Origin of the sequence: Shinella zoogloeoides (assembly GCF_030733845.1) — a bacterium.
GTDB classification, from domain to species: domain Bacteria; phylum Pseudomonadota; class Alphaproteobacteria; order Rhizobiales; family Rhizobiaceae; genus Shinella; species Shinella zoogloeoides_C.
In genome coordinates, this window is record NZ_CP132311.1 from 353,685 (window position 1) to 379,120 (window position 25,436).

General features: G+C 63.3%; 26 protein-coding genes. 24 read left to right on the forward strand and 2 right to left on the reverse strand.

Going from position 1 to position 25,436, the window contains the following annotated elements; all coding sequences use genetic code 11:
* Positions 1–284: 284 nt before the first annotated feature.
* From Q9316_RS02700 to Q9316_RS02795, 20 genes are all read left to right on the forward strand, one after another.
* Positions 285–1,268, forward strand: coding sequence for a flagellin N-terminal helical domain-containing protein (locus tag Q9316_RS02700; RefSeq protein WP_306033722.1), 984 nt, complete (start codon positions 285–287; stop codon positions 1,266–1,268).
* A gap of 303 nt (positions 1,269–1,571) precedes the next feature.
* Positions 1,572–2,225: a hypothetical protein gene (locus Q9316_RS02705; protein ID WP_306033723.1), complete on the forward strand. Its 654-nt coding sequence runs from the start codon at positions 1,572–1,574 to the stop codon at positions 2,223–2,225.
* Positions 2,222–3,454: a MotB family protein gene (locus Q9316_RS02710; protein ID WP_306033724.1), complete on the forward strand. Its 1,233-nt coding sequence runs from the start codon at positions 2,222–2,224 to the stop codon at positions 3,452–3,454. The genes Q9316_RS02705 and Q9316_RS02710 overlap by 4 nt, the downstream gene beginning before the upstream one ends.
* 4 nt (positions 3,455–3,458) lie before the next feature.
* Positions 3,459–4,793, forward strand: a complete 1,335-nt coding sequence (gene motC / locus Q9316_RS02715) for a chemotaxis protein MotC (RefSeq protein ID WP_306033725.1) — start codon at positions 3,459–3,461, stop codon at positions 4,791–4,793.
* Entirely contained in the window at positions 4,790–6,214 is a 1,425-nt protein-coding gene (locus tag Q9316_RS02720; protein ID WP_306033726.1) for a flagellar hook-length control protein FliK, read from the forward strand. The genes motC and Q9316_RS02720 overlap by 4 nt, the downstream gene beginning before the upstream one ends.
* Positions 6,138–6,716 (forward strand): lytic transglycosylase domain-containing protein, encoded by a 579-nt coding sequence (locus tag Q9316_RS02725; RefSeq protein ID WP_306033727.1) that lies wholly within the window; start codon positions 6,138–6,140, stop codon positions 6,714–6,716. The genes Q9316_RS02720 and Q9316_RS02725 overlap by 77 nt, the downstream gene beginning before the upstream one ends.
* Positions 6,717–6,996: 280 nt before the next feature.
* A complete protein-coding gene (gene rem, locus Q9316_RS02730; protein ID WP_306033728.1) occupies positions 6,997–7,671 on the forward strand; it encodes a transcriptional activator Rem in 675 nt (224 codons plus the stop codon).
* A 98-nt stretch (positions 7,672–7,769) separates the two neighbouring features.
* Positions 7,770–9,032: a flagellar hook protein FlgE gene (locus tag Q9316_RS02735; protein ID WP_306033729.1), complete on the forward strand. Its 1,263-nt coding sequence runs from the start codon at positions 7,770–7,772 to the stop codon at positions 9,030–9,032.
* A gap of 44 nt (positions 9,033–9,076) precedes the next feature.
* Complete coding sequence (gene flgK, locus Q9316_RS02740) at positions 9,077–10,522, forward strand: flagellar hook-associated protein FlgK (RefSeq protein WP_306033730.1); 1,446 nt, start codon at positions 9,077–9,079, stop codon at positions 10,520–10,522.
* A 3-nt stretch (positions 10,523–10,525) separates the two neighbouring features.
* Complete coding sequence (locus Q9316_RS02745) at positions 10,526–11,581, forward strand: flagellar hook-associated family protein (protein WP_306033731.1); 1,056 nt, start codon at positions 10,526–10,528, stop codon at positions 11,579–11,581.
* Positions 11,582–11,619: 38 nt separating this feature from the next.
* On the forward strand, positions 11,620–11,970 hold the full coding sequence (flaF, locus tag Q9316_RS02750) for a flagellar biosynthesis regulator FlaF (RefSeq protein ID WP_306033732.1): 351 nt from the start codon (positions 11,620–11,622) through the stop codon (positions 11,968–11,970).
* The gene (gene flbT / locus Q9316_RS02755; RefSeq protein ID WP_306033733.1) at positions 11,967–12,413 is read left to right on the forward strand and encodes a flagellar biosynthesis repressor FlbT; all 447 of its coding nucleotides are present in this window, start codon (positions 11,967–11,969) and stop codon (positions 12,411–12,413) included. Before flaF ends, flbT begins: the two co-directional genes overlap by 4 nt.
* Positions 12,407–12,850: a flagellar hook assembly protein FlgD gene (gene flgD, locus Q9316_RS02760; RefSeq protein ID WP_306033734.1), complete on the forward strand. Its 444-nt coding sequence runs from the start codon at positions 12,407–12,409 to the stop codon at positions 12,848–12,850. The genes flbT and flgD overlap by 7 nt, the downstream gene beginning before the upstream one ends.
* Before the next feature lie 2 nt (positions 12,851–12,852).
* The gene (gene fliQ, locus Q9316_RS02765) at positions 12,853–13,119 is read left to right on the forward strand and encodes a flagellar biosynthesis protein FliQ (protein ID WP_306033735.1); all 267 of its coding nucleotides are present in this window, start codon (positions 12,853–12,855) and stop codon (positions 13,117–13,119) included.
* A gap of 108 nt (positions 13,120–13,227) precedes the next feature.
* Positions 13,228–15,315, forward strand: coding sequence for a flagellar biosynthesis protein FlhA (gene flhA / locus Q9316_RS02770; RefSeq protein WP_306033736.1), 2,088 nt, complete (start codon positions 13,228–13,230; stop codon positions 15,313–15,315).
* Positions 15,312–16,064, forward strand: a complete 753-nt coding sequence (fliR, locus tag Q9316_RS02775) for a flagellar biosynthetic protein FliR (protein WP_306033737.1) — start codon at positions 15,312–15,314, stop codon at positions 16,062–16,064. The genes flhA and fliR overlap by 4 nt, the downstream gene beginning before the upstream one ends.
* A gap of 1 nt (position 16,065) precedes the next feature.
* Complete coding sequence (locus tag Q9316_RS02780; protein ID WP_306033738.1) at positions 16,066–16,464, forward strand: hypothetical protein; 399 nt, start codon at positions 16,066–16,068, stop codon at positions 16,462–16,464.
* Positions 16,465–16,738: 274 nt separating this feature from the next.
* Entirely contained in the window at positions 16,739–17,287 is a 549-nt protein-coding gene (locus Q9316_RS02785) for a rod-binding protein (RefSeq protein WP_306033739.1), read from the forward strand.
* 15 nt (positions 17,288–17,302) lie between these two features.
* Positions 17,303–17,671, forward strand: a complete 369-nt coding sequence (locus Q9316_RS02790; protein WP_306033740.1) for a hypothetical protein — start codon at positions 17,303–17,305, stop codon at positions 17,669–17,671.
* The gene (locus Q9316_RS02795; RefSeq protein WP_306033741.1) at positions 17,668–18,198 is read left to right on the forward strand and encodes a hypothetical protein; all 531 of its coding nucleotides are present in this window, start codon (positions 17,668–17,670) and stop codon (positions 18,196–18,198) included. The genes Q9316_RS02790 and Q9316_RS02795 overlap by 4 nt, the downstream gene beginning before the upstream one ends.
* Positions 18,199–18,237: 39 nt before the next feature.
* On the opposite strand, the gene Q9316_RS02800 is transcribed toward Q9316_RS02795, so the two are convergent.
* Positions 18,238–19,026, reverse strand: coding sequence for a WecB/TagA/CpsF family glycosyltransferase (locus Q9316_RS02800; RefSeq protein WP_306033742.1), 789 nt, complete (start codon positions 19,024–19,026; stop codon positions 18,238–18,240).
* A 478-nt stretch (positions 19,027–19,504) separates the two neighbouring features.
* Here Q9316_RS02800 and folD point away from each other — a divergent pair, with 478 nt between their 5' ends.
* Positions 19,505–20,395, forward strand: a complete 891-nt coding sequence (folD, locus tag Q9316_RS02805) for a bifunctional methylenetetrahydrofolate dehydrogenase/methenyltetrahydrofolate cyclohydrolase FolD (RefSeq protein WP_306033743.1) — start codon at positions 19,505–19,507, stop codon at positions 20,393–20,395.
* Positions 20,396–20,434: 39 nt separating this feature from the next.
* Here folD and Q9316_RS02810 read toward each other — a convergent pair whose 3' ends face one another.
* The gene (locus Q9316_RS02810) at positions 20,435–21,463 is read right to left on the reverse strand and encodes a substrate-binding domain-containing protein (protein WP_306033744.1); all 1,029 of its coding nucleotides are present in this window, start codon (positions 21,461–21,463) and stop codon (positions 20,435–20,437) included.
* A gap of 329 nt (positions 21,464–21,792) precedes the next feature.
* On the opposite strand from Q9316_RS02810, the gene Q9316_RS02815 reads away from it, so the two are divergent.
* The 3 genes from Q9316_RS02815 to Q9316_RS02825 all read left to right on the forward strand — a co-directional run bounded on the left by Q9316_RS02815 (position 21,793) and on the right by Q9316_RS02825 (position 25,428).
* Positions 21,793–23,133: an ABC transporter substrate-binding protein gene (locus tag Q9316_RS02815; protein ID WP_371877986.1), complete on the forward strand. Its 1,341-nt coding sequence runs from the start codon at positions 21,793–21,795 to the stop codon at positions 23,131–23,133.
* A gap of 140 nt (positions 23,134–23,273) precedes the next feature.
* The gene (locus tag Q9316_RS02820; protein ID WP_306033746.1) at positions 23,274–24,281 is read left to right on the forward strand and encodes a carbohydrate ABC transporter permease; all 1,008 of its coding nucleotides are present in this window, start codon (positions 23,274–23,276) and stop codon (positions 24,279–24,281) included.
* A gap of 1 nt (position 24,282) precedes the next feature.
* Complete coding sequence (locus Q9316_RS02825; RefSeq protein WP_306033747.1) at positions 24,283–25,428, forward strand: carbohydrate ABC transporter permease; 1,146 nt, start codon at positions 24,283–24,285, stop codon at positions 25,426–25,428.
* Positions 25,429–25,436: the final 8 nt, after the last annotated feature.

Genomic DNA, 25,436 nt, shown 5'->3' on the forward strand with positions numbered 1-25,436 from the left:
TGCGAGGCAGATGTCAGGCCGGTGGAAAAAAATGGGATAGTTGCCTCCATGCCGACGGACTGCGAAATGTGGCCCCGAAAATTTTACACTTTCTTCAGCTTCCTTTCCAAAGTCTTAACGCCGTTAACCATTTGTTAACCATTAATCGTTAACCAATCGTTAAGAACGATGGACTGGCGCCCAGGGCAAACGAGCGGCGCCGGATGCATGAAGCCCTCCGTCGTTACCGGTCCCGCCTTACTCCGGCATGTCCCCGACAATCTCCTTTTCAGGGCAACTGCCAAATGACCAGCATATTGACCAACTCCGCCGCCATGGCGGCGCTGCAGACCCTCCGTTCCATCGACAACGGTCTTGAGACGACCCAGGCGCGCGTTTCCTCGGGCCTGCGGGTCGAGAACGCCTCCGACAACGCCGCCTACTGGTCGATCGCGACCACCATGCGTTCCGACAACCGTGCGATCTCCACCGTGGCCGACGCGCTCGGCCTGGGCGCCGCCAAGGTCGACACCGCCTATGCGGCGCTCGAGAACGTCGTCGAGGTGATGAGCGAGATCAAGGCGAAGCTGGTCGCGGCCCGCGAGCCCGGCGTCGACAAGAACAAGATCAACGACGAAATCACCGAACTGAAGAACCAGCTCATCTCGGCGGCCCAGTCGGCGTCCTTCTCCGGCGAGAACTGGCTTTACAATTCCGGCCCCAACGAGCTCGGCGTCAAATCCGTCGTCGCCTCCTTCGTGCGCAGTGCCAGCGGCAACGTCAAGGTCGCCACGCTCGACTTCGACACCAAGAACTCCGTGCTGATCGATATTTCCGACGCCGAACGCGGCTACCTCACCAAGGCGGTGGATGCCGACGCGCTGATGGATACGCCGACCGGCACAGCGCGCGAATACTACCTCATCGACATGGGGGCAGCGTCCGCAAGCGCAAGGCCGATCGAGATCCTGGACGACCCGAACGATCCGGCCGCCACCACCTATCAGGATCTCGACGACATGATCAGCGTCGTCGACAATATCCTCAAGGACCTGACGAACGCCGCCTCCACGCTCGGCGCCATCACCAAGCGCATCGAGATGCAGGAGAGCTTCGTCGCCAGCCTCGGCGACGTGATCGACAAGGGTATCGGCCGTCTGGTCGACGCCGACATGAACGAGGAATCGACCCGGCTGAAGGCGCTGCAGACCCAGCAGCAGCTCGGCATTCAGTCGCTGTCGATCGCCAATTCGAGCGCCGAGAACATCCTCCAGCTCTTCCGCCAGTAAGGCCAGCGATCCGCCCGGCCGTTGGTCATCGGTCGAGGCGGGCGGTTGGGCCGCGCTATTGCCCTGGCGCGGCCCAACACCCTTCATCTTCATCCTCGCACAAGTTTGAACCCCTAGGTTCGCTGGCACGATCAGGAAGATTGTGCGCCTTTCGCCTCCCGGAAGGCGCGGTGCCCGGGGAGACAGGTCAGCGGTGTTGTCAGGTAAGAGTGTTTTCATGAGCGAACATCGAAGCGGCCCGCGGCTATCCCGCCGGGCCTTGCCTCTGTTCGTTCGAAACGCGCCACGGCCGGAGGGCGCCGCATGAGCACCCATCTCGCCCGCTACCTCAAGGATTTCGGCGCGCCGGCGCGTGTGCAGGCGCCGGTCTTCCAGCCGCCGAGCTTTTCGCACGAAGAGGGAGAGGTCGTCGTCGCCGAGTCTTTCGCGCCGCCGTCGCTGCCCGTTGTGGATGTGGAGGCGGAACGCGCCGAGGCCTTCGCGCAGGGCCGTTCCGAAGCGGAGGCGGAGCTGAACGCCAGGCACGAAGCGGACCTCGCCGCCTTGAAGGAGGCGCACAAGGCCGAGATCGACGCGCTGAAGATACGCTATGAGCGCGATTATGCGGTGACGCTCGCCCACCGGTTTTCCACGCTGACCGGCGAGGTCTCCGACGCTGTCGCCGCGCAGGCCGCTCAGGTTCTGGCGCCGATCATGAGCCAGGTCCTGACGAAAGGGGCGGTCGCCGATCTCGCGCGCATGATTGCCGAGGGCCTCAACGATGGCGACGGCATCACGATTACGGTGAAGGGGCCGTCGAGCCTCTTCGAGGAACTGAAGTCGCACTTCAAGGAGCCCATGCCGGTCTTCCGGCATGTCGAGGTGCAGGATGTCGATCTGACGGTAGAATTCGGTGACGCCGTCCTGGTAACGCGGATGTCGGCCTGGGCTGACACCGTACGCAAGGTGCTTGCATGAGCGAAGGCGAAAATCACCACCACGGCAAGAACGAGATCATCATCGTCAAGCGCCATGGCGATCACGACGGCGACCATCATTCGGCCGCCTGGAAGATCGCCTATGCCGACTTCATGACGGCGATGATGGCGTTCTTCCTTGTCATGTGGCTCGTCAATGCCGCCAACGAGGAGACCAAGGCCTCCGTCGCCTCCTATTTCAACCCGATCAAGCTGACCGACGACAAGCCGGCCGACAAGTCCGTGAAGAAGCCCGCCAACAGCAAGGAAGGCGAAGCGACGCAGGACAAGTCCAAGGAGGAGGGCCAGCAGCAGGCCAGCGGCAACGGCGCGGAAAACGGCAAGGACCAGAGCACGACGGCCGGCGAGGAGACGAAGTATTCGCAGGCCGATTTCTTCGACAATCCCTATTCGGTTCTCTCCGAGATCGCGCAGGAAGTCGGCCAGCAGGCGAATGTCAGCGCCAAGGGCGAGGGCGGTGCGGCCAATTCCGGCCCGGCCACCGGCGCCAATGGTGGCGAGGCCTATCGCGACCCGTTCGACCCCGACTTCTGGACGCAGCAGGTGGAGATTTCTAAGGCTACCGACGCCGGCAGCGAGGCGCAGTCGAAGGGCGGCGAGGCCGGGCAGCAGATGGCGGCCGTCGATACCGACCGGACGGTGGAGGATGCGCTCGCCAAGGCGGATGCAGAAGAAGCGGTGAAGCAGGCGCAAGAGGACAAGGCCGCGGCCGACCAGGCGTCTGCCGACGCCGCCAAGGCCAGGAACGAAGAGCAGGCGGAGACGCTGAAGAAAGAGATCGCGCAGGAGATCGGCACGCTCGGCAAGCTTGCCGAGGGCCTGACGGTGACACCCGCCGAGGGTGGGCTGCTCGTGAGCCTCACCGATCAGCTCGATACGCCCATGTTCAACATCGGCTCGGCTGTGCCGCGGCAGGAAATGGTGCTGGCCATGGAGAAGATCGGCAAGATTCTCGAAGGCCGATCCGGCGCCATTGCCATCCGCGGCCATACGGACGCGCGCCCCTTCGCCGGCGGCAAGAACGACAACTGGCGTCTTTCCCTGGATCGCGCGCAGAGCGCCTACTACATGCTGGTGCGCGGCGGACTGGAGGAAAAGCGCGTAAGCCAGGTGACGGGCTTTGCCGACCGCCGCCTGAAGCTGCCGGACGATCCGATGGCGGATGCCAACCGCCGCATCGAAATCCTCATCCAGGCCGAGGGCGGCTGAGACGATGGGCTTCCTCCGGCGCCTCCTTCTGACGGGTTCGGTCTTGTGCGCGACGCTTGCGGTCGCCGCATCCGTGCGCGCCGAAAATTCTGACGATCTTGCGCCCTACAAGATGATCCGGTCGCTGCAGTTCGTGCAGGATACCGTGGTGCTCGGCGATCACTCCGCGATGGAGATGCAGCGCTTCCTGCTGACCACCATCGACGAGCGGCTGCGCACGGCCGATCCGGCTCTCTTCGACGATCCGCGCAACGTGGACGCGGCGCTCGTCTATGCGATGAGCGGCGGCAATCCCGAGACGCTGGACCTTCTCGTCGAGAAGGACATCGGCGGCCACTTCGATTCCCGCCTGACCGATACCTTGCGCAACTATCTCGGCGGACGCGGCAGCCAGAGCGTGAAGTCGCTGGCGGAAATCTTCCCGGAATACAAGCGCTCGCGCGTCGGCCCCTACCTGGCGCTTGTCTCGGCCAATTCGGTCATCCGCAAGGATCCGAAACTGGCGCTCAGCTATTTCGACTGGGCGCGTCTCGTCGCGCCCGGCACGATCATCGAAGAGGCGGCGCTGCGCCGGTCTCTCTATATTGCCAGCGAATCCGGCTGGATCGACAAGAGCATGGCCTATGCGAACCGCTATGCGCGCCGCTACCTGCGCTCGCCCTATGCAAGCCAGTTCGCCGATCTCTTCGTGAAGCTCGCCGTCGATCATTTCGATGCGCTGAAGGAAGAGGATATCCTCGGAATCCTCTCCTTCATGGACGTTCCCCGCCAGCGCGAGGTCTATCTGCGCATGGCGCGGCTTGCGGCTATCTCGGGCAAGAACAAGCTCGCCACGCTCGCTGCCGAGCGCGCCCAGATTCTGTCGGAGGACGGCGAAGGCATGCCGAAGGTGCTGGCGGACCTCTATTCCGGACTCGCCTCGGTACAGTCAGGCGACGTGGCCGCGGCGATGGATTCGATCGTCGCCATTCCGGACGACAAGCTCTCCGCCAAGGACCGCGCGCTGAAGGCGGCCGCCCGCGCCGTTGCCGAGGAGGTCCTGCGCACGCCGCAGGCTTCCGCGATGCAGGCGACGACGAAGGAAGCCGAGGTGCCGGTCGAAGCCGAGAACGCCTCTCACGAGGGGCTGGGCGAGGCTGAAATGGCGGATCGTGCCATGGACCCGCAGGCTGGCGCCGCGGAAATGCCGGTCGCTGCCGCTGATCCGGAAAAAGAAAAGACATCGCAGCAGGAGCCGCAGGAGAAGGCGGGCATCGATCCGGCATTCGACAGTTTCGTGTCGACCGGCCGGTCCAAGCTCGACGAGATCGACGCACTCTTGAAAGGAGAAGGCAGTTGAGCACCATAGCCAGCGGAGTTTTGGGGCCCCTGCAGGGGCAGGCGCCATCCAAGGGCAAGGCCGGGCATGGTAATGCCGGTACGTCCGAGAAGGGTGACTTCGCCCTCACGATCGCCAGTCTCAACGCCAAGGGCGGGGAGGGCGAACGCAAGGGCGGTCGCGTTTCGATCTCCGGCGGTGCTGAGAGTGAGGAAAAGGCCGAACATGCGAGCGACACGCGGGCATCCGCGGCACATCGCGACCTGCCGAGCCTCGCCGCATCGCTCCGCAAGACCGGTGCGGCAGCCGATGGCGACGGCAGCGCCTCCTTCGACGAAAAACTTGCCTCGCTTGCCGATGCCGCCGAGCGGCCGGACCGCAAGGCTCGTGCCGAGGGACGCGAAAGCGCCAAGGCTGCCGTGCTGAAAGCCGGGACAGACGAACCGGACGCCAAGGGCGAGGCTGCTGCCGACGCGTCGGCGCCAGGCGAAACGGATGTCGGCAATCTGTTGGAACTGCTGGCGGCACCGGTGGTCGTGCCTCACGGAGCGGTCGCCAATGCCGCTGCCGCCCGCGTTGCGGCGTCGGGCGCGGTACAGGATACCAAGGCGCAGGGTGGCCGTGCCTCCGCCAAGGCGGACCTGCCAGGCGACGGGGCGACCGGCATGAAGGCGTCGGATCTGCTCGATGCGGCGGACGCAGGCGACGTGCCGCAATCGGATACCGACAAGCTCTTTCGTCTGGTCCGGGCGGACGGCAAGGGACGCGACCTCGACATGAGCATCAGCGGTGCCGGCGACCGCGCGAGCTTGCGCGATGCCAATCCCATCGGGCCGAAGGGCGAGACGGTGACGGTCGTGGATGCGCGCCGTTATATCGCCCTGGCGCAGACCGGCAACGCCGCCGCGGTGACGAGCGCGATCACGCAGGATCCGGAATGGACGGCCTCGCTCAGCGCCACCGGCGGGCTGACCCATGCAGAAGCCGCGGCGACCGGCAAGGTCGTCAACACGCTGAAGATCCAGATGAACCCGATCGAGCTCGGCCTTGTGACGGCGACGCTGCGTCTTCATGGCGACGACCTCGTCGTCTCGCTGCAGGTGGAGACGGGCGAAGCCTACCGCCAGCTCAGGGACGATCAGGACGCTATCGTGCGGGCGTTGCGCGGCCAGGGCTTCAGCGTCGACCAGATCACCGTACAGCTTGCGCCGGCGGATCGCGGCGCGGGAACCCAGCAGGGCGATGGACAGAGCCAGCAGTCGCAGCAGCAGTTCTCCAACCAGCCGCAGGCGCGTGAGGGCGGCAATGGCCGTGAACAGCGCGGCGGCGAGGGGGCAGGCACATTTGGACGCGAGGGAAGGTCTCATGAGGGCAACACGTCGGACACCGCTTCTGGTCTCTCTGGCAGCCAGTCTGTGCGCTCTGGCGGTGTCTATCTCTGACGCGGCGGCCGCGGTCGGCAGCTGCGAGCGTGAAATCCTCGCGGCTGCGGCAAAGTACGATATTCCCGCCGGCATCCTCTATTCCGTCGGTCTTACCGAGACCGGCCGGAAGGGATCGCTCCAGCCCTATGCCATGAATATCGAGGGCAAGGCCTATTTCGGTGCCAACAGGGACGAGGCGCTTCAGACGTTCGAGGCGGCGCGTGCGCGCGGCGCCAAGCTGATCGACCTCGGCTGCATGCAGATCAACCACCACTTCCACGGCGGCGAGTTCGCCTCGCCCGCCGAGATGTTCGACCCGCGCAAGAACGTCGAATATGCGGCCGCGTTCCTGGCGCGCCTGCACGCCCGGCATGAGACCTGGACGATGGCCGTGGCGCGCTATCATGCCGGCCCGAACAATGACCCGGCGCAGAAGCGCTACGTCTGCCGGGTGATCGCCAACCTTGTGGCGACGGGCTATGGAAGCTGGACGCAGAACGCGAAGCAGTTCTGCCGGTAATTCGACTAAAAGTTGAATTTTCCACCTTCAAAGACCTGTGCCGTAATGTGGCAAGAATGCGCCTCGATTTGGACAGGCAAGACGCGGCGTTAACCTTTGTTAACTTTTCCACCGTAAAATTGTGGCAAAAGATCGAAGCGGCTACTATATGTAGACCAAATCGGCACGCAATTCTTAATCAACTATTAAAAGCAGCCAATTAGTTCCTCTAGTTGCCGGTGATTCGCCCGATTCGTACCACTGCCTGAACGAGGCACCACACTGATTCGGAGGCGGACGAATGATCGTAGTGGTTGATGAGCGCGAGCTCGTTAAAGACGGCTATACTTCTCTTTTTGGTCGCGAGGGCGTGCCCTCGACGGGATTCGATCCCCGCGAATTCGGCGAGTGGGTGAACACCGCGGCCGATTCGGACATCGATGCGGTTGAAGCGTTCCTGATCGGCCAGGGCCAGGTTTCGATGGAACTGCCGCGCGCGATCCGGGATCGCTCGCAGGCGCCGGTGATCGCGGTCAGCGACACCCCCTCGCTCGAAAACACCCTTGCGCTTTTCGACAGCGGCGTCGACGACGTCGTGCGCAAGCCGGTGCATCCCCGTGAAATCCTGGCCCGTGCGGCGGCCATCCGGCGGCGCCTCAAGGCGCTTGCCAACCACACAGATATCGGCCCGATCCGCGTCTTCTCCGACGGTCGCGATCCGGAGATCAACGACGAAGTTTTTCCGCTGCCGCGCCGCGAGCGCCGCATCCTGGAATATTTGGTCGCCAACCGCGGCCGCCGGCTTTCCAAGACCCAGATATTCAACGCGATCTACGGCATTTTCGACGAGGACGTCGAAGAAAACGTCGTTGAAAGCCACATCAGCAAGCTGCGCAAGAAGCTGCGCAAGAAGCTCGGTTTCGACCCGATCGATTCCAAGCGTTTCCTTGGCTACTGCATCGACTGGCAGAGCTGAAATCCGATTGCTGGCTGGCGGGGAGGGGTCCCCGGCAGCCAGCTTCACGCAAGGCCCGTCCCATAGGGTCGTGGTGACGAGACGAACGGGGAAATGACATGAGCCTTTACGGTACGATGAGAACGGGTGTTTCCGGCATGAATGCCCAGGCCAACCGCCTGAGCACGGTCGCCGACAACATCGCCAACGCGAACACGACGGGCTACAAGAAGGCCTCGACCCAGTTCTCCTCGCTGATCCTGCCCACCACCGGCGGCGCCTACAATTCGGGCGGCGTGAACACGGACGTGCGCTATTCCATTTCGGCGCAGGGCACCTTCACCTACACCAATTCCTCGACGGACCTCGCCATCAACGGCAAGGGCTTCTTCATCGTCCAGGGCTCGGACGGCCAGGAATACATGACCCGCGCCGGCGCCTTCACGCCGATGGATGACGGAACGCTGCGCAACTCCGCCGGCTTCACGCTGATGGGCTATCCCTATTCCTCGACCGAGGACCCGACGATCGTCATCAACGGCTTTGCCGGCCTGGAGGAGATCAACCTTGCCTCGGGCGAGCTGAATGTAGAGGCTTCCAACAGCGGCTACCTGCATGTGAACCTGCCGTCGAACGAGGCGCATCCCTACACGAAGTCGACCTCGCTGGTCGCCTATGACAGCCTCGGCAACACCCGCAAGCTCGACTTCAACTATTCGACGACGGCGACGCCGGGCCAGTGGGAACTCAGCGTGACCTACACGGATCCCGATAGCGGCAACATCTACGACATGCTCGACACCCCGCCGAGCGTCGTCGCGTCCGCAGCCGCGGCCACGACCGAGGCGCTGAGCTTCGATACCACCGGCAAGCTCGTCTCGCCGACGGACATCAACACGTCCGGCATGACGATTGGCGGCGGCGTGCTCAATCCGCTGGAGATTTCCATCGGCGGCGCGTCCGGCGGCTCGACGCAGCTTGCGGCTTCCTTCGCGGCCAAGGGCGACATCGACGGCATCGGCCCGAGCGGTGTGACCGGCTACGAGATCAGCGACGACGGCATCGTCTTCCTCAAATACGAGAACGGCGACATGGCGCCGAAGTACCGTATCGCGATGGCGAACGTCCAGAGCCCGGACAACCTCAAGCCGCTCGCCGGCAACGTCTATGCGCAGAGCCCGGATTCGGGCGTGGTGGTCATGGGCTACGCCGGCAACGGCGGCTACGGCACCATCATCTCCGGCGCGCTTGAGGATTCCAACGTCGATATCGCCGAAGAGCTGACGAGCATGATCGAGTCGCAGCGTAACTACACGGCGAACTCGAAGGTCTTCCAGACCGGCTCGGAACTCATGGAAGTTCTCGTCAATCTGAAGAGATAAAGGCGGCGCAAGCCGCGCGTGCATACGAGAGTTAGGTAGACCCGATGTCGCTTTCAGCAGCAATGAAGACTGCTCAGTCCAGCTTCTCCAACGTAGGCCTGCAATCGGCCGTCGCGTCGAAGAACATTGCCAATGCAAGCAACCCGGCCTACGCCCGTCGCGCGGCGATCCTCGCCACGGCGACCTCGGGTGCCACCGTGGTCGAAACGCAGCGTGCCCAGAACGAGGCCCTGCTGAAGCAGAACCTGCTCTCGATCTCGAAGGCTTCCGGCCAGGACACGCTGCTCGCCGGCCTCACGCAGATGAAGATGATGCTCGGCGGCGAGGACTACGAACTCGCCCCCTCCACCTACCTCGCCAAGCTGCGCGACAACCTCCAGACCTTCGCCGACAAGCCGAACGAGGTCTCGCTTGCCGAGACCGTTGTCTCCGATGCCATCGACGTCGCGAACTCGCTGAACAGCACCTCGCTCTCCCTGCAGAAGATGCGCGCCGAGGCGGATGCGGACATCAATACGGGCGTGGTGGAGCTCAACCGCCTGCTCAAGGAATTCCGCGCCTACAACGACAAGGTCAAGCAGAGCACTGCCGCTGGCGCGGTGGACAACGACGCGCTCGACCAGCGCGACAAGCTGCTGACGGAGATTTCCTCCATCGTGGGCGTGACGACGGTCACCCGCACGAACAACGACCTCGCGCTCTATACCAGCGACGGCACAGTGCTGTTCGAGACGGTGGAGCGCAGCGTCACCTTCGCGCCCACGACGACATATACGGCGACGGTCGACGGCAACCAGGTCCTGATCGACGGCGTGCCGGTGCAGGCCGGCGCGGGCGGCAACACCAGCGCCCGCGGTTCGCTCGCCGCGCTCCTACAGCTCCGCGACCACACGGCACCGACCTTCCAGGCCCAGCTCGACGAAATCTCCCGCGGCCTCATCAACATGTTCTCCGAGGACGTGGCGGGTACCAGCCTCGATGGTCTCTTCATGCGCAACGGCGTGGCGGTCGGCGACGATCTCGGCGTCGATGCCGTGGTCCCGGGCCTTGCGACCGTCATCAAGGTGAACCCGGCGGTGATCACCAGCCAGGGCGGCAACGCCATGTTGCTGCGCGACGGCATCAACGCCACCTTCAATATCGACGACAATGCCAGCTTCTCTGAACTGCTGAACAGCTACGCAACCGCCTTCGAGACGCCGGTGACCTTCGATCCGGCCGCGGCGATCGACACGGACGGCACGATCCTCGCCTTCTCGACCGGCTCGGTCGGCTGGCTGGAAGAAATCCGCAGCGCGGCCTCGACGGCGGGCGATGACAAGAATGCGCTGCTCGCCCGCACGCAGGAAGCGCTCCAGAACGTGACCGCCGTCAGCCTCGACGAGGAGCTGGCGCTGCTTCTCGATCTCGAGCAGTCCTACAAGGCGTCGGCGAAACTCGTGGCGGCGGTCGATGAGATGATCACCGCTCTTCTTCAAGCGGCGGGCTAAGTCATGAAGGCTTCTTTCGTTTCCAACGTCTCCCTGCAAAATGCGATGCGGATCACCGTGTCCAAGGCGCAGAAGGAGATGCTGCAGCTCCAGGAGGAGACGGTCACCGGCCGCCATGCGGATGTCGGCGCCGTCCTGGGCGCCAAGACGGCGCGCACGCTCAACCTGCACCGCGACCTCCAGCGCATGGAATCGCTGAAGAGCACGAACGCGCTGACGACCCAGCGGCTTGCGGCCTCGCAGCAGGCGCTCGGGCAGATGTCGACGGCGGCGAACAACGCGATGGAAGTGCTGATCGCGCTCTCCGGCATCACGTCCTCCGACCAGCTTTCGTTGGCGCAGAAGAATATCGGCAATGCCCTATCGACCTTCACGGCTGCGGCCAACACGTCCTTCAGCGGCGAATATCTCTTCGCCGGCATCAATTCCGACGTGATGCCGTTCAAGGACTATTTCCAGGAATCGCCGGCCTCCGACGCCAAGATCGCCTTCGACACAGAGTTTTCGAACTTCATGACGTCGAACGGCTATTCCTCGCCCGAGGAGATCACGCCGGCCGCCATGCAGGACTTCATCGACGGCCTCGAAGCGAATTTCACGGACGACCTCTACTGGGAGGCGAACTGGTCGAACGCCTCGGACGAGAACATGCAGAGCCGCGTCAGCGCCGCCGAGACCGTCCAGAGCTCGACCAATACCAACACGTCGGGCATGCGTTACATGGCGCTCGGCCTCGTGCTGGGCCAGGAACTGCTGGCGCTCGGCATTTCCGAGCAGACGCGCAAGACCGTCAGCGACGCGGCGATCGACTATATGGGCCGGGCGATCTCCGGCGTGGACGGCGAACGCTCGAAGCTCGGTATTTCCGAATCGCGCGTCACGCAGGCCAACGTCTCGCTCGACGCCCAGATCACGATCCTGAACACCAGCATCAAGGATATGGAAGGGATCGACACCTACGAGGCGGCAACGCGCGTGACGACGCTCGAGTCGCAGCTTTCGCTTTCCTACACGCTGACGTCGAGGATCCAGAATCTCAGTCTCTTGAATTACCTCTGATGAACCAGAGGGTACGGACACACATGAAGGATGTCTGAATGTACCAGTTTTCATACGCCGAGATCATGGAGGAAGGCGTTGCCGTCTCGAAGGATCGGGAACGGCAGGTCCTCGAAAGGTCGATTGCGCTTCTGAAGGCGGCAATGGCCCTGGAGGGCGGCTACGGCAAGGAGACGGTGGAAGCCGTGTATTTCACCCGCCGTGTCTGGATCCGTTTCGTCGAAGATCTCGGCAACCCGGAAAACCAGCTCGACGGCGAGCTTCGCGCCAATCTCATCTCGATCGCCATCTGGATCCTCAAGGAGATCGAAAAGATTCGCAAACGCGAATCCACGAACTTCCAGGGCATCATCGACATCACCACCATCATCAAGGATGGCATCCAATGAAAAGTACCCTGCGTATATCGCTGAAGTCCGGTGAGCGCATTTTCGTCAACGGCGCCGTCCTCAGGGTCGACCGCAAGGTGGCGGTCGAATTCCTCAACGACGTGACCTTCCTTCTGGAAAACCACGTCCTGCAGCCGGAGCAGGCGACCACCCCGCTCCGCCAGCTCTATTTCATCGCGCAGATGTCGCTGATCAACCCGGAAGGCGCCGAGCAGTCGATCGCCATGTTCCGCAAGTCGGTCATCATGCTGCTGTCCTGCTTCAAGAACGAGGAAGTGCTGGCCGAACTCAAGCGCGTCGACGCGCTCGTGACGCAAGGCCGCGCCTTTGAAGCACTGAAGGCGATCCGCGGCCTCTACGCGATCGAGGACCGCATCCTCAACAACCAGGAAATGGCGCCGGCCACGATCGAGCAGATCCGCAGGGAGATTGCACCATGGTAAGCACGAACCCCGTCGGCTCTTCGACCTCTGCCGGCTACACGCCCACCGTCACGGGCGCCGATTCGGCCAAGGACACCAAGGATGCGACGCTGAACTACGAGAGCTTCCTGAAGCTGCTCGTGGCGCAGATGAAGAATCAGGATCCGACCGAGCCGATGGACGCGACCCAGCAGATGGCGCAGCTTGCGACCTTCTCGCAGGTCGAGCAGACCATCAAGACCAACAAGAACCTGGAAAGCCTGCTCCAGCGCACATCGCTGCAGGAAGCCAATTCCGTCATCGGCCGCACCGTCACCAGCGAAGACGGCAAGGTTTCTGGCGTCGTCAAGGAAGTGACGCTATACAATGACGGTATCGTCGCGACGCTTGATTCGGGCACGAAGCTCGTCATCGGCCCCGGCGTGAAGGTCAGCGAAACCAAGGCGAGCGAAACCTAGACGTGAATGAGGCAGACGCCCTCGACATAGCGCAGGCAGCCATCTGGACGGTCGTCGTGGCCTCCGGTCCGGCGGTGCTTGTCGCCATGCTGGTGGGCGTCGCCATCGCCTTCGTGCAGGCATTGACGCAGGTGCAGGAAATGACCCTGACCTTCGTGCCGAAAATCCTCGCGATCTTCATCACGATCGCCATCTCCGCGCCCTTCATCGGCTCGCAGATCTCCATCTTCACCAATCTCGTCTTCTCGCGGATAGAAACCGGGTTCTGACCTGCCCGATGCCACCCTCGCGCAAGCTTCGCCCTGTACCTCATGGGGTGAAATGGGCGGCGCGTGTGACGCGCCGCAGCCTCTCATGACGAGACGGGAAGCATTCAGATGGCGCAAGTACCGGCAATCAACCTTCCGAAGGTAAGCCCTCGCGGCCGCGACATCGCGTTCGCCGTGGGCATCCTGACGATCCTGTCGATCCTCTTCCTGCCGATCCCGCCCTTCATGATCGATATCGGGCTGGCTTTCTCCATCGCCTTCTCCGTGCTCATCCTGATGGTCGCGCTGTGGATCCAGCGCCCGCTCGACTTCTCGTCCTTCCCGACCGTCCTGCTGATCGCGACGATGATACGCCTGGCGCTCAACATCGCGACGACGCGCGTCATCCTGTCCCACGGCAACGAGGGTCACGACGCGGCGGGCGGGGTTATCGCGGGCTTCGCCAGCCTCGTCATGTCCGGCGATTTCGTCATCGGTATCATCGTCTTCATGATCCTGATCGTGGTGAACTTCATCGTCATCACCAAGGGCGCGACGCGTATCGCGGAAGTCGGCGCGCGCTTCACCCTCGATGCCATTCCCGGCAAGCAGATGTCGATCGACGCCGACCTCTCGGCCGGCCTCATCGACGAGAAGCAGGCGCAGCTTCGCCGCCGCGAGCTGGAAGAGGAAAGCTCCTTCTTCGGTTCGATGGACGGTGCCTCGAAATTCGTGCGCGGCGACGCCATCGCCGGTCTGCTCATCACCGCCATCAACGTCTTCGGCGGCATCATCATCGGCTATTTCCGCCACGGCATGGAGCTCGGCGAAGCCGCCGACGTCTTCGTCAAGCTGTCGGTCGGCGACGGCCTCGTCTCGCAGATCCCCGCCCTGATCGTCTCGCTCGCCGCCGGCCTCATCGTCTCGCGCGGCGGCACGGCTGGCTCCACCGACCAGGCGGTCATCAACCAGCTCTCCGGCTATCCGCGCGCGCTTCTCGTCGCCGCCGGCCTGATGATCCTGCTCGCAATCATGCCGGGCCTGCCCTTCGTTCCCTTCATGGCGCTCGGCGGCGTCATGGCATTCGGCGGCTGGATCATCCCGCGCCGCATCGAGGAGGAGAACCGCGTCAAGCGCGAGCAGGAGGCCCAGCAGGTCCAGCAGACCCGCGACCAGGAGAAGGATTCGGTCAAGTCGGTGCTGAAGACGGCCGAGATCGAGCTCCTGCTCGGCAAGCAGGTCTCCACGCGCCTGCTCGGCGCGCACCAGGAACTGGCTTTCCGCGTCGGCAAGATGCGCAAGAAGTTCGCCGGCCAGTACGGTTTCGTCGTGCCGGAGATCAAGGTCTCCGACGACATCACCATCCCGGACAAGTCCTACCACATCCGCATCCACGGCACGACGATCGCCTCCAACATCGTGCGCGTCGGCGAGGTGCTCGTCGTCACCGGCGGCGGCCGCAAGCCGAGCGTGCCGGGCGACGATATCCGCGAGCCCGCCTTCGGCATGCCGGCCGTCTCGATCCTCGAAACCTTTGCCGATGACCTGCGCCGCGAAGGCTTCCACCCGATCGACAACGTTTCCGTGGTGCTGACGCACCTGTCGGAAGTCATCCGCAACAACCTGCCGCAGCTTCTGTCCTACAAGGACGTCAAGGTGCTGATCGAGCGCCTTGATCCGGAATACCGCAAGCTGGCCGACGAGATCTGCTCGTCGCACATGTCCTATTCGGGCCTGCAGGCCGTGCTGAAGCTGCTGCTTGCCGAGCGCGTCTCCATCCGCAACCTGCATCTCATCCTCGAAGCGGTGGCCGAACTCGCGCCGCATGTGCGCAAGACCGAGCAGATCGTCGAGCATGTGCGCATCCGCATGGCGCAGCAGATCTGCGGTGACCTCACCGACAACGGTGTGCTGCCGGTGCTTCGCCTCGGCAACAAGTGGGACATGGTCTTCCACCAGGCCCTCAAGCGCGACTCGAAGGGCGAGATCGTCGAGTTCGACATCGATCCGCGCCAGCTCGAAGAGTTTTCCGAGCAGGCGACCCGGGTTATCCGCGAGTTTCTCGACCGCGGCACGCCCTTTGTACTGGTCACGTCGCCCGAATCCCGTTCTTATGTGCGCATGATCATCGAGCGCCTGTTCGCCACATTGCCGGTTCTCTCGCATGTCGAGCTCGCCAAGGGCATCGAGATCAAGATTCTCGGCTCCATTTCATGATAACGGACCCGCAGGGCACGGTGCTGGCGCTGTTCGCCGCCTTCTGCCGTGTCGGCGGGTGTTTCATGCTGCTGCCGGGGTTTTCCTCCGCGCGCCTTTCCATGCAGATCCGCCTGTTCCTCGCGGTGGCGATCTCCATGGCGATCCTGCCGATCCTCTGGGACACGATCTATCCGCGCACCTCCGGTTCGCTCGACGGCTATCTCAAGCTGATCGTCTTCGAAACGCTGACCGGGGCGGTGATCGGCCTCATCGCGCGCTACTATGTGCTCGGCCTGCAATTCGCCGGCACGGTGCTCACCATGATGATGGGCTTCAACGCGCCGCCGACGCCTGACGTCATCGAGGACACGGCCGAAAACCAGCTGACGAACCTTCTGTCCTTCGCCGGCCTGATGGTGCTTTTCATACTGGATTTCCACCACGTCATTCTGCGCGCGCTGGTGGATTCCTACAATGTCATGCCGCTCGGCGCAGGCTTCAACCCGCAGAGCGCGCTGATCACGCTCACCGACACGCTGAGCCAGACCTTCATGATCATGCTCAGGCTCGCCAGCCCCTTCATCCTCTACGGCCTGGTGTTCAACGTCTCCGTCGGCCTCGTCAACAAGCTCGCGCCGCAGATTCCGATCTACTTCGTCTCGCTGCCCTTCATCATCATGGGCGGCATGGTCCTGCTCTATTTCGGCATTTCCTCGATGCTGGAAATCTTCACGGCCGGCTTCCTGCCGGTGTTCCGCGGAGGCTGACATGGCGCAGAACCGCTCGGACAAGCTGAAGCGCCTCGTCACCGTCCAGCGCCACCTGGAGAAGATGGCGGAGATCGACCTTGCCAACACCACCCGCCAGCGGCAGGAGGTTGCGGAGACGATGGATGTGGTCGTCGAGGCGATCAATTCGCTCGATCCGGTGCACCGCAGCTTCTCGCATCACTATTCCGGCCAGTACAGCCGGCTGCAGCAGCAGGAGCAGATGCTGTCCAACGTGCAGCAGATGCACGAGATGCGCGTGGTGCGCGAACGCACCAAGGGCGACCGCATGGAAGACCGCATGAAGGAGGCCCGCAGCGCCGAGGAGCGCGAGGCTGCGGACGATTCGATCTACGACCTCATCGACCAGCACATCGCCTACAAGTCGGGCAACGACTAGGCCCTTCTTTCAAGCCTCTGGAAGAAAACACGTTTTACCGGCCCCTTATCAAGCTTGCGTCAAAGTGGATTTCGGAACCGGGGCCGTCACGGCTTCGTCATCCGCCACCAGCCTCCCGTAAGGTTGAGCAGCGATAGTCGCATCAGGACGATGACGAAGTTTGCCGAAGCGGCCACACGATGGCGCGGGCGGATTGGATGTCCGGAATTCGAGGCCGGCGGACCGCCATGAGGACGGGTCCGGTCGTTGAGGATCACCTGAAAGGCTCTGAGACGTGGCAATTTCTCCCCCCAGCGACCTGGTGCTCGATGTCGTGCGTGCTGCCGACCCGAGCCAGGTTCAGGAAGCGCAAGCCAAGCTGAAGTCGAATCGCGCCGCCTTCGAGGCCAACAGCCTCGCCGAAGCGGGCGCCGGTTTCCAGGCCGCCGTCGGCATCCTCAATCGCGATACCGTTGCCACTCAGGGCGCCGAAGGCGTCAAGGCGGTAGGCGCCAAGGCGATCCCGGAGCATCTGCGCAAATTCGAATCGATGGTGCTGCAGAATTTCGTGAAGTCGATGATGCCGACGGAGAGCGAAGAGCTCTACGGCAAGGGCACGGCGGGCGAGATGTGGCGCGGCATGATGGCCGACCAGCTCGGCGAAGCGCTCGCCAAGGGCGGCGGTATCGGCATTGCCGAGAGCCTTGCCGGAAAGAGCGGCATCACCACCAATCCGAAGGACAAGGACGCTGACCGTGTCGCCGCCGGCATGGTGCAGTCGTTGCAGCGCCAGGCCTTTGCCGACCTGACGCCCGGCATCAAGCAAGACGATAAAAAAGCATAAGCGGAGACCAACAAGATGGAACAGGCTAACAACGAACTGCGGATCCGCACTGTCCTCGGCCGGCTCGAAACGATCATCGATGCCGAGAACGACAATATCGGCAGCGATCCGAATTTCGACCTGCCGACCTCGAACGCCCACAAGAGCCGCTGCCTTTACGAACTGGCGATGCTGAGCCGCGACGTGCGCCCGGAAGAAGTCCCGCCGACCTTCTCGACCCAGCTGGCCCGCGTGCGCGAAAAGCTCGCCACCAACGCCCAGCGCGTCTCGGCCCATCTCGAAGCCGTGCGCGAGGTCGTCAGCATCCTGAAGAACGCCGTGCAGGACCTCGAGGCTGACGGCACCTATTCGCAGGAACAGTTCCGCGTGGGTTACGGTACATGATCAAGCTCATCGGCACCGGCGTCTGGATTCTCGCGATCACGCTTGCCTCGGTCTATTTCTCGCTGACGATGGCCTCGGCCCCCAAGGTCGATACCGCCGCCGCCGAGCGCGAGGCGGCCATGGAATTCGTCAGCGGCTATACGACCACCGTGCCCGTCATCGGGGAGGGCGGCGTCAACGGCTACCTCCTGACCAAGCTCGCCTACAAGGCGAACAAGGAATTGGCGTCCAAGCAGGTCGTGCCGCTGCCGCAGATGATCACCGACGAGCTTTACACCCTGCTCGTCGGCAAGAAGCTGATCGACGTGGAGGCCGCCGGCAGTTTCGACCTGGAGGCCTTCCGCGGCGTCGTGAAGGAGGGGCTGAACCGCCGCTTCGGCGCGGAGGTCATCGCCGAGGTCTATGTCGAGCAGATCGACTACCTCACCACCGCCTCGGTAGAACAGCCGCCGCAAAAGCGCGGCGTGACGCTGCTCAAGGGCGAGGTTCCGGCTGTCGAGCCGACTGACAAAAGCGGCGGGCACTGACACCCGCCTTTCGAGAAGAAATTCCGTCGAGGCCGGCCGCTAGAGCGTGCCGGCCTTTGCCGTTGCGACCATGCCGCGCGCCGGACGCATGCCGGAGAGCTTGTAGCGCAGGATGTGGTAGAGGAAGAGCGGATCGGTGCGGTTGGGTTTGCGCACGAACCGGCTGAGCCATTCATGGCGAGGCCTGCGCGCGGGAAGCGGCGCGCCGTCGTTCTCGTTCGCGAGGGCATCGAACAGGCCGGCGACGCTGAGCACCAGCCGCGCATGGCCGGGCCCGACATGGCGGTCGATCCATTTCTCCTGCGCCGGGCTGCCCATGTCGACGACGAGGATGTCCACATTCGCCATGCGCACGCGCTCCATTACGGTATCGGACTGGGCCGGGTCGAACGCGCCGTCGGCGATCGGCAGGATGTCGTGCCAGGGCGTGTGCCGGCGCAATGCTTCGGCAGCCCGCGTCAACGTCGCCTTCTCGCCGCCGATCAGCGCGATGCGCATCGGTCTGGAAAGGTAGGTCAGCAGCGCGGGAACGAAGGCCGTGCCGCTGAGATTTTCGGGGAAGGGCTTGCCGTGGAACAGCCGGGACGCGATGTCGATGCCCTGGCCGTCCGGTAGCACGATCTGGCGCTCCAGCACGGTACGGTATTCCGCGTCCTGCATCATCCGGTTGCCGTTCTCGGCATTGAGAAAGGCGATGACGCTCTGTCCGAAGGGCATGGTCGCAATCTCTTCGGCAAAGGCGAAGGCGTCGGCCCAGCCGAGATCGCAGACCGGCAGGCCGAGGATATCCCGTTGCGAGGCGACGATGTTGCCCGACACGAAGGCCATGACGCAGTTTCTCCCGTAGAGAATGCCGGCTTGCGGCAGGGTCTCATGGCCCGTCCGCCCGGAATGTTCGGCAATGTCTCTGGGGCCTGGCTTCATGCTGCTCCCGCAAGGCTTGCGTTGTCTCCCTCTAGCAGCCTCCGCTGAAAGGCCGTTTAAGGATTTCCCAAAAAGGCAGCTACGGAAGTTGTCTGTTCGTTAACCATGTGCTTAAATCATTGATATTTATTGTTTTATACCTCAGTCTCGTTGTCCGGCACCCGAAGAATTCTTGCAAGCTCATACTCTCTCTGGGTTGCATGCGTGGTTCCTTCATCGCTCGGCGGGCGCCTTTCACGGATGACAGGAAAGGATGTTTCTGCGGCCCTTCTCCTGCTTGCGGCTTGAAATTATGTGTTTTGGACAGCATAGGGCGTTAAGAGGCCATCCCGCCGAGCAGCCGCCCCACTAGAGTGGGCGCAATTCATTCAGGGAGAGAAATGTGACCACCATTATCGATGGGAAGCAGGTTGCCGCTTCCGTGATTGACGCTGTGAAGTCCGCCGCTGCCGCCCTGGAGAAGGATGCGGGCGTAAAGCCGGGCCTTGCCGTCGTCATCGTCGGCAATGATCCGGCAAGCCATGCCTATGTCTCTTCCAAGAGCCGCATGGCCAAGGAATGCGGCTTCACCTCCATCCAGCACACGTTGCCCGAGGAAACGACGCAGGAAGAGCTTGCCCGCCTCGTCGAGACGCTGAATGCCGACGAGAGCGTCCACGGCATCCTTGTCCAGCTTCCCTTGCCCAAGCACCTGGTTTCCGATCCCATCATCCAGTCGATCCGGCCGGAGAAGGACGTCGACGGCCTGCATGTGGTCAATGCGGGCAAGGTGGCGACGGGTGATCTCGACGGCGGCCTCGTCTCCTGCACGCCGGCCGGCGCCATGGTCTTCGTGCGTCGCACGCACGGCAACGACCTTTCCGGCCTCAACGCCGTCGTCATCGGCCGCTCCAACCTCTTCGGCAAGCCGATGTCCGCGCTGCTGCTTGCCGCCAATGCGACGGTGACGACGGCGCATTCGCGCACCAAGGACCTCGCCGCCGTCTGCCGCAACGCCGATATCCTGGTTGCGGCCGTCGGGCGCGCGGAAATGGTGAAGGCCGACTGGGTGAAGCCCGGCGCCACCGTCATCGACGTCGGCATCAACCGCATCACCACCGCCGAGGGCAAGTCCCGCCTCGTCGGCGACGTCGCCTTCGAGGATTGCGTGAAGGTCGCGGGTGTCATCACGCCTGTTCCGGGCGGTGTCGGCCCGATGACCATCGCCATGCTGATGGCCAACACCGTGATCGCCGCCTATCGCAAGGCCGGCAGGACGCCGCCGAAGTTCTGAGGACCAGCCGGCATTCAGGGCGCCCCGCGGGGCGCCTTTTCATTTCCGCGTCGGGGCGGGTCCGGTCGAGGCGCGCACGATGAGGTCGGTCTTCCACAGTTCCTGCTGCGGCAGGGTCTCCAGGTCGAGGATGTTGGCGATGAGCCGCCGGGCGATGCGCTGGCCGGCGGCGCGCAGCGACGAGCGCGTCGTTGTCAGCGGCACCATGAAATTCTCCGGCTTCAGCATCGGCAGCACGTCGTCATGGGCGATCAGCGAGACATCCGTGCCGAGCTTCAGCCCTGCCTGGTTGATCGCCCGCACGGCGCCGAGCGCCAGAACCGTGCTGGAACACAGGACGGCCGTCGGCGGCGTATCGAGTTGCAGGAAGCGCTCCATGGCGCGGAAGCCATGCTCGTCCGTCATCTGCGAGTGCTGCACGCACTCCGCCCGCAGCAGGAGGCCCTGCTCGGCAAGCGCCCGCACGGTGCCCTTCTCGCGACGGATCGCGAAGGCGAGGTGGTCCGGGCCGTTGATCAGGGCGAAGTGCCGGTGCCCGAGCTGCGTCAGCAGGCGCGCGGCATCGTAGAAGGCGCCGGTATTGTCGATGTCGAGGAAGGGATAATCGGTCGCGACGCCGATCGAGCGCCCATGCACGATAAAGGGCGTCTTCAACGATTTCAGCATGGCGATGCGCGGATCCTTCTCGCGCATATAGGCAAGAAACATCGCGTCCACATTGCCGCTCGCCACGAGCCGCCGGCAGGTCGCGGTCTCGTCCTCGGGGTGGCTCGGGTTGATGACGAAATGGAAATCGTGCTTGACCGCCTCGTCGCCGAGTCCGGCCAGGAATTCGCCGAAATGCACGTCGGACTCGATACCGTCGGCCGTCGGCATGACGAGGCCGATCGAGCCCGCCCGTCCGGTCGCAAGGCGCTGGGCGGCCCGGTTCGGCCGGTATCCGGTCTCCCGTACGGCATCGAGCACGCGCTGGCGCGTCTCGGCATTGACCTCCGGATAACCGTTCAGCGCTCTGCTCACGGTTGTCTGAGAGAGGCCCAGCAATTGCGATAACTGCTTGAGATTCACATGTTTAGCTTTCTTGAAAAATTCGAAGCGCTTTGGATGCCTGGGTCTCCTGTTGTCTGATCTGGTTCCAAAGCGTTTTGGCATCTAACATCAGCAAATCATGCAGGAAAAGTGGATTTGGCCGTTTTGCGCCGCAAAACTACGCTGCACTGCGTCACGCGCCGCGTTTTTGCGCTCAAATGATTGCGGGGTACTTGACGAGGGCGCGGGGGAAATGGAATGAAAGGAAATCCAAAGCGCTTTGAATTTTGGGGCATTTTAGTGGACGCCTGCCCCGGGAGAGGGCGGGTTTGCTATGGGAGGCAAATCAGGTGAAAAAGACATTTTTGATGACGGCCGCGCTCGCTCTCGTGATGGCGGGCGGCGCCGTTGCTGCCGACTTGAAGTTCAAGCCCGGCGAAGATGCGAAGTTCAACTGGCAGAGTTTCGAAGACTTCAAGAAGGGCCATGACCTCAAGGGTCAGTCGCTCACCATCTTCGGCCCCTGGCGCGGCGAGGACGAGGCGCTCTTCAAGGTCGTCTATGCCTATTTCACCGAGGCGACGGGCGCCGAGATCAAGTATTCCTCCTCGGAAAACTACGAGCAGCAGATCGTCATCGATACCCAGGCCGGCAGCCCGCCTGATGTCGCCATCCTCCCGCAGCCCGGCCTGATCGCCGACCTTGCCTCCAAGGGTTACCTGACGCCGCTCGGCGACGAGACCAAGCAATGGCTGCTCGACAATTATGCCGCCGGTCAGTCCTGGGTCGACCTGGCGACCTACAAGGACAAGGACGGCAATGCCGCGCTCTTCGGTTTCCCCTACAAGATCGACGTGAAATCGCTCGTCTGGTACGTGCCGGAGAATTTCGAGGATGCCGGCTACGAAGTGCCGAAGACCATGGAAGACCTGAAGGCGCTGACCGAGCAGATCGTCGCCGATGGCGGCACGCCATGGTGCATCGGCCTGGGTTCCGGCGGGGCCACTGGCTGGCCGGCGACCGACTGGGTCGAGGACCTGATGCTGCGCACCGCATCGCCGGAAACCTACGACAAGTGGGTGAAGAACGAGATCCCGTTCACGGACGCCGCCGTGGTCGGCGCGCTCGACGAGTTCGGCTGGTTCGCCAAGAACGACAAGTTCGTCGACGGCGGCGCGGCGGCGGTCGCATCCACTGACTTCCGCGACAGCCCGAAGGGCCTCTTCGCCTCCCCGCCGAAGTGCTACCTGCATCACCAGGCCTCGTTCATCCCGTCCTTCTTCCCGGAGGGCACGGTTGTCGGCGAGGACGCGGACTTCTTCTACATGCCGCCCTATGCCAGTAAGCCGGAACTCGGCAATCCCGTTCTCGGCGCCGGCACCCTTGCCATGATCACCAAGGACACGCCGGCCTCGCGCGCCTTCATCGAATTCCTCAAGACCCCGATCGCCCATGAGGTCTGGATGGCGCAGACCAGCTTCCTGACGCCCTACAAGAGCGCCAACAAGGAAGCCTATGCCAATGCGCCGATGAAGAAGCAGGGCGAGATCCTGTTGAACTCGACGACGTTTCGCTTCGACGGTTCCGACCTGATGCCGGGCAAGATCGGCGCGGGCGCGTTCTGGACCGGCATGGTCGATTTCGTCGGCGGCAAGTCCTCTGCCGACGTGGCTGATGGCGTCCAGAAGGCCTGGGACGCCATCAAGTAATCTCTGCGAACCGGCCGGCATCCGCCGGCCGGTTTTTCCACGCATGCGAAAGTGCAGCCGGACCATGCGGTGAAAGCCGCGTGAACGATCGCTTCGCTTCTGAGGGTCGTTGAGGGGCGCATTCCTGGGGAGGAACTGCCATGCAGCAATTGTTATTCGCCGTCTTCACGATGGTGGGGGGCGTTCTCGCCTGCGCCGCTTATTTCTTCGGAACCAATTGGCTGCTCGACAGGATGTTCCCCTCCAAGGGGCTCAGCGGCGCGCAGGCCTCACGGAACCTCAGGCTCACCAATGCCATCCGCCCCTGGCTGTTCATGGCGCCCGCGCTCTTCGCGCTGGCGATCTATCTCGTCTATCCCGTCTTCGAATCCGTGCGGCTTTCCTTCCTCGACCGCTCGGGCCAGCAGTTCGTCGGCGTCAGCAACTATGTCTGGATGCTCGGCGACGGCGAATTCCGCCAGTCGATCTTCAACAATTTCCTCTGGCTGCTGGTGGTTCCGGCGCTTTCCACCTTCTTCGGCCTCGTCATCGCCGCGCTCACCGACCGCATCTGGTGGGGCAATATCGCCAAGACGCTGATCTTCATGCCGATGGCGATCTCCTTCGTCGGCGCCGCCGTCATCTGGAAATTCGTCTACGACTACCGCTCGGAAGGCTCCGAGCAGATCGGCATCCTCAACGCCATCGTCGTCGCCTTCGGCGGCGCGCCCGAGGCATGGATGACCATTCCCTTCTGGAACAACTTCTTCCTGATGGTCATCCTGATCTGGATCCAGACCGGCTTTGCCATGGTGATCCTGTCGGCGGCGCTGCGCGGCATTCCGGAGGAGACCATCGAGGCCGCCGTCATCGACGGCGCTAACGGCTTCCAGATCTTCTTCAAGATCATGGTTCCGCAGATCTGGGGTACGATCGCCGTCGTCTGGACGACGATCACCATTCTCGTCCTCAAGGTCTTCGACATCGTGCTCGCCATGACCAACGGCCAGTGGCAGACGCAGGTTCTGGCGAACCTGATGTTCGACTGGATGTTCCGCGGCGGCGGCGATTTCGGGCGCGGCGCGGCCATCGCTGTCGTCATCATGATCCTGGTCGTGCCGATCATGATCTGGAACATCCGCAACGCCACCAAGGAAATGGAGCGCTGAGATGATTGCCACGTCCCGTTCGCCGCTTATCATCGTCGTCCACATTTCCGTCCTGCTGATCGTCGCGCTCTGGACCCTGCCCACCGCGGGCCTCTTGATCTCGTCGCTGCGCGACAAGGACCAGCTCGCCGTCTCGGGTTGGTGGACCGCGCTTTCCACCTCCTCGCAGAACCTCACCGGCCGCGCCGCCTCGCCGGAAGCGCAGGTCGAGCGCGATGGCAAGTTCGTCATTTCGGGCGATCTCGTGGAAGGCGGGGAGGCCAAGGTCTCGGCCTTCGGCTTCCGTCCCATGCAGCCCGCCGCCTTCGAGGCCGGCACGCCCGCCGATATCGGCGACGGCCAGACGCTCACCGTCAACGAGGACGGCAGCTACGAGCTCGTCTCGCCGACGCGGATGGAAGGCACGCGCGGCCAGCGCATCTTCTACACCGCCTCCGTGCCGCCGCGCTTCACGCTCGACAACTATCGCGAAGTGCTGAGCGCCGCCGGCATCGGCTCGTCCTTCATCAACTCGCTGACCGTGGCGATCCCCTCGACCATCATCCCGATCCTCGTCGCCGCCTTCTGCGCCTATGCGTTGGCCTGGATGCCGTTCCCCGGCCGGGCAATCCTGATCGCGGTCATCGTCGGCCTGCTCGTCGTGCCGCTGCAGATGTCGCTGATCCCGCTGCTGCGGCTCTACAACGGCGTCGGCGCCTTCTTCGGCGTGCCCGCCAAGACCTATGTCGGCATATGGCTCGCCCATATGGGCTTCGGCCTGCCGCTCGCGGTCTATCTGCTGCGCAACTACATGGCCGGCCTGCCGCGCGAGATCATGGAATCCGCCCGCGTCGACGGTGCCAGCGATTTCGACATCTTCGTGAAGATCATCCTGCCGCTCTCCTTCCCGGCGCTCGCCTCCTTCGCCATCTTCCAGTTCCTGTGGACGTGGAACGACCTGCTCGTCGCCATGGTCTTCCTCGGCACGGGCAATGACGAACTGGTGCTGACCGGACGCCTCGTGAACCTGCTCGGCTCGCGCGGCGGCAACTGGGAAATCCTCACGGCCTCCGCCTTCATCACCATCATCGTCCCCCTGATCGTCTTCTTCAGCCTGCAGCGCTATCTTGTGCGCGGCCTGCTGGCGGGTTCGGTCAAGGGCGGCTGACGGGACTT

What these genes read in the sequence shown, in the direction of transcription:
- Q9316_RS02780 (WP_306033738.1), top strand. Translation starts at nt 16,066, where the DNA reads ATGGCGCAGAACCGCTCGGACAAGCTGAAGCGCCTCGTCACCGTCCAG.
- Q9316_RS02710 (WP_306033724.1), top strand. Translation starts at nt 2,222, where the DNA reads ATGAGCGAAGGCGAAAATCACCACCACGGCAAGAACGAGATCATCATC.
- flaF (WP_306033732.1), top strand. Translation starts at nt 11,620, where the DNA reads ATGTACCAGTTTTCATACGCCGAGATCATGGAGGAAGGCGTTGCCGTC.
- Q9316_RS02745 (WP_306033731.1), top strand. Translation starts at nt 10,526, where the DNA reads ATGAAGGCTTCTTTCGTTTCCAACGTCTCCCTGCAAAATGCGATGCGG.
- rem (WP_306033728.1), top strand. Translation starts at nt 6,997, where the DNA reads ATGATCGTAGTGGTTGATGAGCGCGAGCTCGTTAAAGACGGCTATACT.
- Q9316_RS02800 (WP_306033742.1), bottom strand. Translation starts at nt 19,026, where the DNA reads ATGGCCTTCGTGTCGGGCAACATCGTCGCCTCGCAACGGGATATCCTC.
- Q9316_RS02820 (WP_306033746.1), top strand. Translation starts at nt 23,274, where the DNA reads ATGCAGCAATTGTTATTCGCCGTCTTCACGATGGTGGGGGGCGTTCTC.
- fliR (WP_306033737.1), top strand. Translation starts at nt 15,312, where the DNA reads ATGATAACGGACCCGCAGGGCACGGTGCTGGCGCTGTTCGCCGCCTTC.
- Q9316_RS02795 (WP_306033741.1), top strand. Translation starts at nt 17,668, where the DNA reads ATGATCAAGCTCATCGGCACCGGCGTCTGGATTCTCGCGATCACGCTT.
- flhA (WP_306033736.1), top strand. Translation starts at nt 13,228, where the DNA reads ATGGCGCAAGTACCGGCAATCAACCTTCCGAAGGTAAGCCCTCGCGGC.
- flgD (WP_306033734.1), top strand. Translation starts at nt 12,407, where the DNA reads ATGGTAAGCACGAACCCCGTCGGCTCTTCGACCTCTGCCGGCTACACG.
- Q9316_RS02725 (WP_306033727.1), top strand. Translation starts at nt 6,138, where the DNA reads ATGAGGGCAACACGTCGGACACCGCTTCTGGTCTCTCTGGCAGCCAGT.
- Q9316_RS02700 (WP_306033722.1), top strand. Translation starts at nt 285, where the DNA reads ATGACCAGCATATTGACCAACTCCGCCGCCATGGCGGCGCTGCAGACC.
- Q9316_RS02735 (WP_306033729.1), top strand. Translation starts at nt 7,770, where the DNA reads ATGAGCCTTTACGGTACGATGAGAACGGGTGTTTCCGGCATGAATGCC.
- Q9316_RS02825 (WP_306033747.1), top strand. Translation starts at nt 24,283, where the DNA reads ATGATTGCCACGTCCCGTTCGCCGCTTATCATCGTCGTCCACATTTCC.
- motC (WP_306033725.1), top strand. Translation starts at nt 3,459, where the DNA reads ATGGGCTTCCTCCGGCGCCTCCTTCTGACGGGTTCGGTCTTGTGCGCG.
- flbT (WP_306033733.1), top strand. Translation starts at nt 11,967, where the DNA reads ATGAAAAGTACCCTGCGTATATCGCTGAAGTCCGGTGAGCGCATTTTC.
- Q9316_RS02790 (WP_306033740.1), top strand. Translation starts at nt 17,303, where the DNA reads ATGGAACAGGCTAACAACGAACTGCGGATCCGCACTGTCCTCGGCCGG.
- Q9316_RS02705 (WP_306033723.1), top strand. Translation starts at nt 1,572, where the DNA reads ATGAGCACCCATCTCGCCCGCTACCTCAAGGATTTCGGCGCGCCGGCG.
- flgK (WP_306033730.1), top strand. Translation starts at nt 9,077, where the DNA reads ATGTCGCTTTCAGCAGCAATGAAGACTGCTCAGTCCAGCTTCTCCAAC.
- Q9316_RS02815 (WP_371877986.1), top strand. Translation starts at nt 21,793, where the DNA reads ATGACGGCCGCGCTCGCTCTCGTGATGGCGGGCGGCGCCGTTGCTGCC.